The organism is Pseudomonas sp. NPDC087598, from assembly GCF_044743525.1.
Lineage (GTDB): Bacteria > Pseudomonadota > Gammaproteobacteria > Pseudomonadales > Pseudomonadaceae > Aquipseudomonas.
This window is the reverse complement of sequence record NZ_JBIUWQ010000038.1, coordinates 49864-59876: the sequence shown is the minus strand read 5'-3', so window position 1 is coordinate 59876 and position 10013 is coordinate 49864. Positions and strand designations below refer to the sequence as shown.

General features: G+C 60.1%; 13 protein-coding genes. All 13 read left to right on the top strand.

Annotated features, from left to right (window positions below; translation table 11 throughout):
- Window positions 1–690: type VI secretion system contractile sheath large subunit (tssC, locus tag ACIOWE_RS19935; protein ID WP_401394880.1), on the top strand; the 690-nt coding region annotated here is incomplete at its 5' end.
- Between the two features lie 9 nt (window positions 691–699).
- Entirely contained in the window at window positions 700–1107 is a 408-nt protein-coding gene (gene tssE / locus ACIOWE_RS19930; protein ID WP_401394877.1) for a type VI secretion system baseplate subunit TssE, read from the top strand.
- 58 nt (window positions 1108–1165) lie between these two features.
- Complete coding sequence (locus ACIOWE_RS19925) at window positions 1166–1594, top strand: hypothetical protein (RefSeq protein WP_401394875.1); 429 nt, start codon at window positions 1166–1168, stop codon at window positions 1592–1594.
- Window positions 1594–2373 (top strand): hypothetical protein, encoded by a 780-nt coding sequence (locus tag ACIOWE_RS19920; protein ID WP_401394872.1) that lies wholly within the window; start codon window positions 1594–1596, stop codon window positions 2371–2373. The genes ACIOWE_RS19925 and ACIOWE_RS19920 overlap by 1 nt, the downstream gene beginning before the upstream one ends.
- On the top strand, window positions 2364–2702 hold the full coding sequence (locus tag ACIOWE_RS19915; RefSeq protein ID WP_401394869.1) for a hypothetical protein: 339 nt from the start codon (window positions 2364–2366) through the stop codon (window positions 2700–2702). The genes ACIOWE_RS19920 and ACIOWE_RS19915 overlap by 10 nt, the downstream gene beginning before the upstream one ends.
- Window positions 2699–3085 carry a hypothetical protein gene (locus ACIOWE_RS19910; RefSeq protein WP_401394866.1) on the top strand — a complete coding sequence of 129 codons (387 nt, stop codon included), beginning with the start codon at window positions 2699–2701 and terminating at the stop codon, window positions 3083–3085. Before ACIOWE_RS19915 ends, ACIOWE_RS19910 begins: the two co-directional genes overlap by 4 nt.
- A complete protein-coding gene (locus ACIOWE_RS19905) occupies window positions 3082–3477 on the top strand; it encodes a hypothetical protein (RefSeq protein ID WP_401394863.1) in 396 nt (131 codons plus the stop codon). Before ACIOWE_RS19910 ends, ACIOWE_RS19905 begins: the two co-directional genes overlap by 4 nt.
- Window positions 3474–3695, top strand: coding sequence for a hypothetical protein (locus ACIOWE_RS19900; protein ID WP_401394860.1), 222 nt, complete (start codon window positions 3474–3476; stop codon window positions 3693–3695). Before ACIOWE_RS19905 ends, ACIOWE_RS19900 begins: the two co-directional genes overlap by 4 nt.
- Complete coding sequence (locus ACIOWE_RS19895; RefSeq protein WP_401394858.1) at window positions 3692–4138, top strand: hypothetical protein; 447 nt, start codon at window positions 3692–3694, stop codon at window positions 4136–4138. Before ACIOWE_RS19900 ends, ACIOWE_RS19895 begins: the two co-directional genes overlap by 4 nt.
- Window positions 4131–4556, top strand: coding sequence for a hypothetical protein (locus ACIOWE_RS19890; RefSeq protein WP_401394855.1), 426 nt, complete (start codon window positions 4131–4133; stop codon window positions 4554–4556). The genes ACIOWE_RS19895 and ACIOWE_RS19890 overlap by 8 nt, the downstream gene beginning before the upstream one ends.
- Before the next feature lie 27 nt (window positions 4557–4583).
- Window positions 4584–6371 carry a type VI secretion system baseplate subunit TssF gene (tssF, locus tag ACIOWE_RS19885; RefSeq protein WP_201229349.1) on the top strand — a complete coding sequence of 596 codons (1788 nt, stop codon included), beginning with the start codon at window positions 4584–4586 and terminating at the stop codon, window positions 6369–6371.
- Window positions 6335–7342 (top strand): type VI secretion system baseplate subunit TssG, encoded by a 1008-nt coding sequence (gene tssG, locus ACIOWE_RS19880; protein ID WP_401394851.1) that lies wholly within the window; start codon window positions 6335–6337, stop codon window positions 7340–7342. Before tssF ends, tssG begins: the two co-directional genes overlap by 37 nt.
- An 11-nt stretch (window positions 7343–7353) precedes the next feature.
- Window positions 7354–10011: a type VI secretion system ATPase TssH gene (gene tssH, locus ACIOWE_RS19875; RefSeq protein WP_401394848.1), complete on the top strand. Its 2658-nt coding sequence runs from the start codon at window positions 7354–7356 to the stop codon at window positions 10009–10011.
- Window positions 10012–10013: the final 2 nt, after the last annotated feature.

The following is a 10013-nucleotide window of genomic DNA, read 5'->3' as shown; positions in this document are numbered from 1 at the left end:
ACCGTTGCCAACAGCCACGAGCACTACCTGTGGGGCAACACCGCTTACGCGTTCGGCACCAAGCTGACCGACAGCTTCGCTAAATTCCGCTGGTGCCCGAACATCATCGGCCCACAGAGCGGCGGTGCGGTTGAAGACTTGCCTCTGCACCACTTCGAAAGCATGGGCGAGATCGAAACCAAGATCCCTACTGAGGTACTGGTCAGCGACCGTCGTGAATACGAACTGGCCGAGGAAGGTTTCATCTCCCTGACCATGCGTAAAGGCTCCGACAACGCGGCGTTCTTCTCCGCAAGCTCGGTGCAGAAGCCGAAGTTCTTCGGCATCAGCGCAGAAGGCAAGGCGGCAGAGCTGAACTACAAGCTCGGCACCCAACTGCCGTCCATGCTGAGCGTCAACCGCCTGGCTCACTACTGGAAAGTGCTGCAGCGCGAGCAACTCGGTTCGTGGAAAGAACGTACCGACCTCGAGCTGGAACTCAACAAGTGGATCCGTCAGTACGTTGCCGACCAGGAAAACCCGAGCGCCGAAGTACGTGGTCGTCGTCCGCTGCGCGCTGCGCAAATCATCGTCAGCGACGTTGAAGGCGAGCCGGGCTGGTACCGCGTGAGCTTGAACGTGCGTCCGCACTTCAAGTACATGGGTGCCGATTTCACCCTGTCGCTGGTTGGCAAGCTGGACAAAGAGTAAGAGCGACTCATGGACGGATACGGCAGCCTTTTCGAACGCCTCAACGGCGACGCGGAACTACGCAATGGCAAGAGCCTCGAGGCTTGCGCGATGGCGTCGGTGGCTGCCCATCTGGCCAAAATGCTCAGCACCCGGGCGGGCAGCGTGCAAACGCTGTCCGACTACGGGTTGCCCGATCTCAATGACATGCGTCTGAGCCTGCACGACTCCCTGAGTCAGGCCCGTCTGGCCATCGAAAACTTCATCGAAGCCTACGAGCCGCGCCTGAGCAACGTGCGTGTCATTTCCCTGCCGCGTGATCACGATCAGCTTCGCCTGTCCTTCAGTATCGAAGGCCTGCTGGAAGTTGAAGGTTTCAAGCGTCAGGTCAGTTTTTCCGCGCGCCTGGATGGCAGCGGGCAAGTGAAGGTGAATTAAGACCATGCGAGGGAGCGCCGTACACCGGAGCCCGTTCGCAACGTTGGGGCGCAGCGCTGTGCTTTTTTTCGCCCTGACGGCCGTGCGTAGGTGTGCGAAGACGGTAGGCGTCTTCCTGGCCGTGACGCTGTTGCTGCCAGTGATCGTAGTGATCAACGAATTGACGCGTGCCCCGTCTCTGGTGACCTTCAGTCCTTCCGGCGATTACCGATTCGAGGTGGTACCCGCCAGTTGGATGATCGGTGCCTCCGGCATGCTCTATCTCAAACTGATTGACCTGAAAGAGCCCGGCCACACTTACCGTACGCCGCTGATGATCAGTGAGTCGCTGTATATGCGCGGCTATGAGGACAAGGAAGTCGTCGGCGTGTCGTGGATTGATTTCAACAAGGCTGATCGAACATTCACGTGGTCGCTTCCAAGCTGGAAAGAGCATTGGGCCAACAGCGTGATCAGTAATACCCCCTACAAAGTGATAGAAAACTGATGGGTACCCGACTCATTGGATTGGCCGCGCATGCGCTGGCCTGCGTGATTTTTATCGTCCTGAATGGCTATGCCGTGCCGGCCTACAAACAGCTGGTCGGTGGACTGACCTCGCGTGGCGTAGCCATTGGCATGGCGATGTACCTGATTTTCTATTTTTTCGTTTCTCTCAATCTGATTCTGGTCTTCATCCAGCGCCAGGCCATTCAGTTCGGTCTGGTAATTTTCATGATGCTGACGATCCTGTTTTACCTGCTGCCGCAATATCCCATCCGGGGTTTGGCGTACTGCGCGCTCACGGGTGGTTTGACGGTTGGCGCGATCCTGCTGAGCAACGCCATAAATTCGGTATACACCCGCTGGCGCCGGCAGGCGGTCGCGCAACCGCTGACGATTCACCCGCGTCGAGCGACATCGCGACTGCTGCTGGTGACCGCTCTTATCGGTGTGTGCATATGTACCGTTTTGCTTGGGTTGAAGATTTTCGGTGGTGTAACGGCAGAGCCCATCACCCGACACTCGAACGATTCGGGCGAGTGCTATCTCGTCATCTACGCGCCCGGCTATCCCAAGCTGGGATTGCTCGGGAGTGTCTTCGAGTTGTTCGCCAGTGAATACTTTTTCCGCGTGTACACCGCTGACGGCGCGCTGCTCGAATCGTCCGAATGGAATTTTCGGGTGACTGAAGTTTTCGGTGGGCCCCCGGAGTTCAGCGGTTCGACAGTGCTGTATCCCGGCACGCAAGGCTACGAAGACTGGTGGGTGCCGGAATGCGCCTGAACACTTTGCTCGTCCTCCCCAAGCAGCCTCTTTTTTACGGGCTGACGGCGCTGCTGCTGGCGGTGGCGTTCTTCGCCACACCGGTGTTTTCCAACGCCATGATGTTGCTGATGGATCGGAGCAACTTCATCCCGGGAGAGTCGTCGATCTGGGCTTTCGAACCTTACGAAATCAATCAAGGTTCCTCGTCGTACTGGCTGTACGGTGAGGACCGGGTGAATTACTACCATTTCGCCTACAGCCCTGAAAACGCCTACCGCCTGATCGCCAAAAACAACCAGTGCGCAGGCTTCAACAAGCGTGATGTGCGCACATGGTGTACGCCATGATGACTTGGCCGCGTGTATGGAAATGGCTCAATCACCTGCTGAGCCTGATCGGAGCATTGGCCATCATCGCCGTCGTGATGGTCGCGATCAAACTGAGCTGGAGTCACTCGAAAAAGCCGGTTTTGCCCGCTTATCCCGACGCGGTGTGGCGTGGTGCCGAGGATGGTGGCGACTTCATCGAAATTACCCGGTCGAGTCCACCGGACTACTTCATTGAGGTGCGCTCAGAGGGCGGCAGTCTCGTCAAAGAAGGCTGGGTGCGCTTCGCTACTCACGATGGCAAGCCGTTGACGATGAACCGTGTCAGCGCTTCCGACGGTGAATACCTCTTCATCGACTCGTACGTGCCGATCACCGCGAGCAAGGGAGGGCGTGTTCAGTGAAATTTCGCGCCTGCATGACATCCCTCGCGGCAGTGGCCGGCCTGTTATTAACGGGCTGCACCACGCAGCTGGTTTATACGAACGACATTTACCTGGTCAACACCTGTGGCGTACCGCTCGAAGTGCAGGCACAGCACGCGACCAACTGGTTGCCGCCATTGGAACCGCGTGTGGTTGCGCCGGGCGGGCGAGTCAGCGTGGCCAGCTACCGGTCCTACGGTGAAGACATCGACGAACAAATCAGCTGCCGCTATTCACTCACGGTGAAAGGGCCGCAACGTACGCGCCTGGTCAGTGCCGATGAAATGCGCCAGGCCTTGCTCGACATCAAGCGCGAGCGCGATGGACTGCGGCGCAGCTGGACTCTCAAGGAAGGAGTGTTTTGCCCATGATCGACGTATCGGATGAGATGCGCTCCTACCTGATCTTCATGGTCGACAGCGATCTGTTCGGCAGCATTGCGATCCTGAGTTTTCTGCTGCTTGTCACGGCGATCAGCAAGCGTCTGCGTCAGTCATGGCTGCATCGCGCGCTGACGTTCTCGGTGCTGGTGTCGTTGGTTGCGATCGAAATGGCCGGCGCTTACTACTCATCGTTGCCTGTCGCATGAACCTGCCGGCCCGCCTGATCTGCTGCCTGTTGATCCACAGTGTTTTCTGTGTGGGTTACACGTTGCTGAACAATTTTGCCGCCGACTGGTACATCGCGACCTACGGCGGTTTGACCTCGCGTGGGGTGAACATTCGCCTGACCAGCAAATTCCTTTACGAGTTTTTCCTGGTGTTCAACTGGCTGCTGGCGATGATCCTCGTTCTGCGCGTGAAGCTGGTGTTGTGGGCGATCTGGGTGGCGTTGGTGCTGTTGTGGATGCTGCCGGATCACCCGCTGCGGGCGCTGCTGTATGGCGTCGGTCAAGGGACTTTCACCCTAGCGGCGATCCTGCTCTGCACCGGGCTGGACCGCTGGTACACCCGCAGATCCAAGGCAGGACAGAACCCGGCACATGGGCAAGAACCGGCCAGCGTGCCTGTCTCGGGGGCCGAGCATGCTTAGTCGCGCGCAACTGAATTTCTTCATGGCGGCCTTGTGGGCGCCGTTGCTGTTGATGCTGGCGTTTTCATCCTATGGCCTGTGGATTGGCGACTACTCGACACTCGAATCGCCAGAGACCCACTGGGTGTATCTGCTGTGGTTCGGTATGCCCGGGCTGCTGCTGTTTGCGCTGTGGGTATCGCGGTCGGCGAAGAGTCGAAGCGAGCAACAAGCGCTGCGGATGGTGTGGCGGGCGCCGGTCAAGTTCATCCCGTTCTACGCCGTGCCGTGGATGCTTTATGGCCTGTGCAGCCTGATCGCTGGCCCACTCGATGACGCTTTCATGGCCTACAGCTGGATCTTGCTGGTGCCATACCTCCTGATCGCCGGTTATGTCTGCGCCGGCGTGACGGTTGCGCTCTACAGGATATTTTTTTGATGAGTACCACTACCAGGCAGGTAACCCGTGTCCTTTAACCACTACTACCAAAGCGAACTCACCGCTCTGCGCCAACTCGGTCGCCGTTTCGCCGAGCGTAGTCCGGCGCTGGCCCCGTATCTGGGGCAGGCCGGGCGGGATCCGGACGTGGAGCGGTTGCTCGAAGGCTTTGCGTTTCTGACCGGGCGCTTGCGCCAGAAGCTCGATGACGAGCTGCCGGAACTCAGCCATTCCCTGATGCAACTGCTGTGGCCGAACTACATGCGCCCGCTGCCGGCGTTCAGCATCTTGCAGTTCGACCCGCTCAAGCGTTCCGGGCCGGCGCTTAAGGTCGAACGTGATACCCCTATCGAAAGCGTGCCGATCGAAGACGTGCGTTGCCGCTTCCGCACCTGCTACCCGACCGAAGTGTTGCCGCTGGATCTGGCCGCGCTGAATTACTCGGTAAAGGGCGACGGTTCGCTGCTCAGCCTGCGTCTGGAAATGAGCGCCGATGGTCACCTCGGTGAATTGGAACTGAGCAAACTGCGCCTGCACTTCGCCGGTGAGCGATATATCAGCCAGATGCTGTACCTGAGCTTGCTGCGCAACCTTGAAGGCATCGAACTGATCCCGCTCGACGGCGCCGGCAAGCCCATCGATGGCGTTAGCGGCAAGCCAATGGCGTTCAAGATTCCCGGTGACCGGGTCAAACCGGTGGGCTTTGCCGAAGAAGAAGCGTTGATCCCGTATCCGCTGAACACCTTCCGTGGTTATCGCTACCTTCAGGAATACTTCGCCTTCCAGGACAAGTTCCTGTTCGTCGACGTCAACGGTCTGGACATTCTCAAGGCGCTGCCGGAAGACACCCTCAAGCAGATGCGCGGCCTCGAATTGCGCTTCGATATCCGCAAGAGCGGCATCATGCGCATGCGACCGACGCTGGATAACGTGAAGCTGTTCTGCACGCCAATTGCCAACTTGTTTGCGCACGACGCACTGCCGATTCGCCTCGATGGCAAGCAGGACGAATACCTGTTGCTGCCGGCGGAATACGATCTGGAAAACTGCGGCGTGTTCTCCGTGGAAACCGTGACCGGCTGGAAGCCTGGCGGCCTCGGTTATCAGGAATACGTGCCGTTCGAGTCCTTCGAGCACGACCCGAGTTTCGACGTGCCCAACAGCCGTCCGCATTACAGCATCCGCCAGCGCTCGTCCTTGTTGCACGACGGCCTCGACACTTACCTGAGCTTCGGCATACGCCACACCGAAGCCCACGAAACCCTGTCGATCGAGCTGATGTGCACCAACCAGAACCTGCCGCGCAAGCTCAAGCTCGGCGACATCTGCATGGCTTGCGAAGAGACGCCGGAGTTCTTGAGTTTCCGCAACATCACCCCGGCGACCTCAAGTTTTGCGCCACCGCTGAACCGTGACTTCCTGTGGAAGCTGATCAGCAACATGTCGCTTAACTATCTGTCGCTGGCCGACGTCAATGCGTTGAAGGTGATTCTCGAAACCTACGACTTGCCGCGCTACTACGACCAGCACGCGGAGAAGGTCAGCAAGCGCCTGCTCGGCGGCCTCAAGCACATCAAGCATCACCACGTGGACCGCTTGCACCGCGGCCTGCCGGTGCGCGGTTTGCGCACCGAACTGACCATCGACCCGGAAGGGTATATCGGCGAAGGCGACCTGTTCGTTTTCGCTTCGGTTCTTAACGAGTTTTTCGCGCTTTACGCCAGTCTCAATTCGTTTCACGAGTTGCGCGTAAAAAGCACACAGGGAGAGGTGTACCAATGGACACCACGTATGGGCCTGCAGCCCCTGCTTTAAGCGGGCTGACGAAGGTAATACGCGAGTACTCGCTGTTTCAGGCCGTGCTGCTGGTGATCGACCGGCTGCGCGAGGCACACCCGCACCTGAGCGAAGACGATCTGTACGATCAGGTCGAGTTCCAGGCCAACCCGAGCCTTGGATTTCCGCGCAGCGATGTCGATCGCGTGGAGTTTTTCGAAGAGCACGGACAGATGCGCGCGCGCATGCGTTTCAACCTGATCGGCCTGGTCGGCTCGGGTTCGCCGTTGCCGGCGTTCTACGGCGAACAGGCCCTGGGCGACAGCGAAGACGGCAACCCGACGCGCAACTTCCTCGACCTGTTTCACCATCGTCTGCAACGGCTGATGCTGCCGATCTGGCGCAAATACCGCTATCGCGCGAGCTTCCAGAGTGGCGCGCTCGACCCGTTCTCGGCGCAGTTGTTTGCGCTGATCGGTCTGGGTGGCGACGAGATCCGCAAAGCCAAGGAACTCAACTGGAAACGCCTGTTGCCGTACCTCGGCCTGCTCAGCTTGCGGGCGCACTCGGCGGCACTGATCGAAGCCGTGCTGCGTTACTACTTCAAGCACGAAGACCTGGTCATCGAGCAGTGCATCGAGCGTCGCGTGGAAATTCTCGAAGAACAGCGCAATCGTTTGGGCCGCGACAACAGCGTGCTTGGTGAGGACCTGGTGCTCGGTGAGCACGTGCGCGACCGCAGCGGCAAATTCCGCATTCACATCACCCAACTCGACTGGCAGCGATTCCATGAATTCCTGCCGATCGGTTTCGGTTACCAGCCGCTCTGCGCGCTGGTGCGGTTCACCCTGCGTGACCCGCTCGATTACGACATTCGCCTGGTCCTGCGCCAGGAAGAAATCCGCGAACTGCGCATCGGTGAGCAGAACGCCTGTCGCCTTGGCTGGACCAGTTGGCTGGGCCGCGAAAAAGCGGACGGCGTGGTGACCCTGGGCAGCAAAATTCATTAAGGACGTGAGCCATGATCAACGTAGACCTGCAACAACTGATTCAGGCGCTGGACGCCGAAACCCGCCGTGATCTGGAGCGTTCGGCCGAGCGCTGCGTTGCCCGTGGCGGCAGCAAGATCCTTGTCGAAGACTTGATGCTCGGCCTGCTGGAGCGTCCCAACGGCTTGCTCGCGCGCGCGTTGCAGGATGCTGATGTCGACGCCGGTGAACTGAGCGCCGCACTGCAATCGCGAGTTGAACACAGCGCATCGCGCAATCCAGTGTTTGCCCCGGAACTGGTGCAATGGCTGCAAGACGCCTTGCTGGTGGCCAACCTCGAACTGGGCCAGACCCAGGTCGAAGACGCCGCGCTGATTCTCGCGCTGCTGCGCAACCCGATGCGCTACGCCGGCAGCCGTTATCAGCCACTGCTCGCCAAGCTGAACATCGATCGCTTGAAAGAATTTGCCCTGTCGCAAAAAGAGCAACCGGCGGCCAACGGCAAACCGGCCGCGCAGGGCGAATCGCTGTTGCAGCGCTTCACCCACAACCTGACCCAACAGGCCCGCGACGGCAAACTCGACCCGGTACTGTGCCGCGATGGCGCGATCCGCCAGATGGTCGACATCCTTGCCCGTCGCCGCAAGAACAACCCGATTGTGGTCGGTGAAGCCGGTGTCGGTAAAACCGCCATCGTCGAAGGCCTGGCCTCGCGCATCGCTGCCGGTGAAGTGCCGCAGGTGCTCAAGGGCGTCGAGTTGCTGTCGCTGGACATGGGCTTGCTGCAGGCCGGCGCCAGCGTCAAAGGTGAATTCGAACGTCGCCTCAAAGGCGTGATCGACGAAGTCAAAGCCTCGCCGAAACCGATCATTCTGTTCATCGACGAAGCTCACACCCTGATCGGCGCGGGCGGCAATGCCGGCGGTTCCGACGCGGCCAACCTGCTGAAACCGGCGCTGGCGCGTGGTGAACTGCGCACCATCGCCGCGACCACTTGGGCCGAGTACAAGAAATACTTCGAGAAAGACCCGGCACTGGCCCGTCGTTTCCAACCGGTGCAACTGCACGAACCGACTGTGAACGAAGCGGTGACCATCCTCCGTGGCCTGGCTCAGGTCTACGAGAAGAGCCACGGTATCTATCTGCGCGATGACGCGGTGGTGTCTGCGGCCGAGTTGTCCGCGCGTTATCTGGCCGGTCGCCAACTGCCGGACAAAGCCGTTGACGTTCTCGACACCGCTTGCGCCCGCGTACGCATCAGCCTCGCCGCTGCCCCGGAAAGCCTGGAACGCCTGCGCGGCGAACTGGCTGAAGGTGGCCGTCAGCGTCAGGCCCTGCGCCGCGATGCCGAGGCCGGTCTGCTGATCGACCACGAAGCACTGGACGCACTGGAAGCGCGGCTGGAAGAAGCCGAAAGCGAAATGGTCGCGCTGGAAACCCTGTGGACTGAACAGAAAGCGTTGGCCGAGCGCCTGCTGGAACTGCGTCAGCAACTGGCCAAGGCCCGCGAGGCCGCCGCCGTTGAGCCGACCGTAAGCGTTGAAGAAGACGCCGAAGGCACCGTGATCGAAACCCTCACGGCCGCCGTTGAAGAAGGCCAAAGCGTCGAAGCGCTGGAAGCCGAACTGAACAAGACTCACGCCGAGCTGACCGCCGCACAGGTCAAGGAGCGTCTGGTCAGCTTCGAAGTCTGCCCGCGTCTGGTGGCTGAAGTGATCAGCGCGTGGACCGGTGTGCCGTTGGCGCAACTGGCCCGCGAGCACAATGCCAAGGTCGCCAGTTTCGCCATCGACCTGCGCACGCGCATCCGTGGTCAGGAGCAAGCCGTACACGCCCTGGATCGCTCGATGCGCGCCACGGCGGCTGGCCTGAACAAACCCGATGCGCCAGTCGGCGTGTTCCTGCTGGTCGGCCCGAGCGGCGTCGGCAAAACCGAAACCGCGCTGGCGCTCGCTGACCTGCTGTACGGCGGCGATCGTTTCATCACCACCATCAACATGTCCGAGTTCCAGGAGAAGCACACCGTATCGCGTCTGATCGGTGCGCCACCGGGCTACGTCGGTTATGGCGAGGGCGGCATGCTCACCGAAGCCGTGCGGCAGAAACCGTACTCGGTGGTGCTGCTCGATGAAGTCGAAAAGGCTGATCCGGATGTGCTCAACCTGTTCTACCAAATTTTCGACAAAGGCGTGGCCAACGACGGCGAGGGTCGCGAGATCGACTTCCGCAACACGCTGATCCTGATGACCTCGAACCTCGGTAGCGACAAGATCAGCGACCTCTGCGAAGACGGCGCACGGCCGACTGCCGAACTGCTCGAAGAAACCATTCGCCCGGTGCTCAGCAAACACTTCAAACCAGCACTGCTGGCGCGGATGAAAGTGGTGCCGTACTACCCGGTCGGCGGCCCGGTATTGCGCGAGCTGATCGAGATCAAACTGGGTCGTCTCGGCGAGCGTCTCAACCGTCGTCAGCTGGATTTCAGCTGGTGCCAGAACCTCGTCGATCACTTGTCCGAGCGCTGCACGCAAAGCGAAAGCGGTGCGCGCCTGATCGATCATCTGCTCGATCAGCACGTCCTGCCGCTGGTGGCCGATCGTCTGCTCGACGCGATGGCGACCGGTGAAAGCCTCAAACGTGTGCATGCCACGCTCGACGGCAACGCCAGCGTGATGTGCGAGTTCGCCTGAGG

Bases quoted from the DNA above. Each gene is read 5' to 3' on its own strand.
- tssE (WP_401394877.1), top strand. From the start codon at position 700: ATGGACGGATACGGCAGCCTTTTCGAACGCCTCAACGGCGACGCGGAA.
- ACIOWE_RS19920 (WP_401394872.1), top strand. From the start codon at position 1,594: ATGGGTACCCGACTCATTGGATTGGCCGCGCATGCGCTGGCCTGCGTG.
- ACIOWE_RS19915 (WP_401394869.1), top strand. From the start codon at position 2,364: ATGCGCCTGAACACTTTGCTCGTCCTCCCCAAGCAGCCTCTTTTTTAC.
- ACIOWE_RS19910 (WP_401394866.1), top strand. From the start codon at position 2,699: ATGATGACTTGGCCGCGTGTATGGAAATGGCTCAATCACCTGCTGAGC.
- ACIOWE_RS19900 (WP_401394860.1), top strand. From the start codon at position 3,474: ATGATCGACGTATCGGATGAGATGCGCTCCTACCTGATCTTCATGGTC.
- ACIOWE_RS19895 (WP_401394858.1), top strand. From the start codon at position 3,692: ATGAACCTGCCGGCCCGCCTGATCTGCTGCCTGTTGATCCACAGTGTT.
- ACIOWE_RS19890 (WP_401394855.1), top strand. From the start codon at position 4,131: ATGCTTAGTCGCGCGCAACTGAATTTCTTCATGGCGGCCTTGTGGGCG.
- tssG (WP_401394851.1), top strand. From the start codon at position 6,335: ATGGACACCACGTATGGGCCTGCAGCCCCTGCTTTAAGCGGGCTGACG.
- tssH (WP_401394848.1), top strand. From the start codon at position 7,354: ATGATCAACGTAGACCTGCAACAACTGATTCAGGCGCTGGACGCCGAA.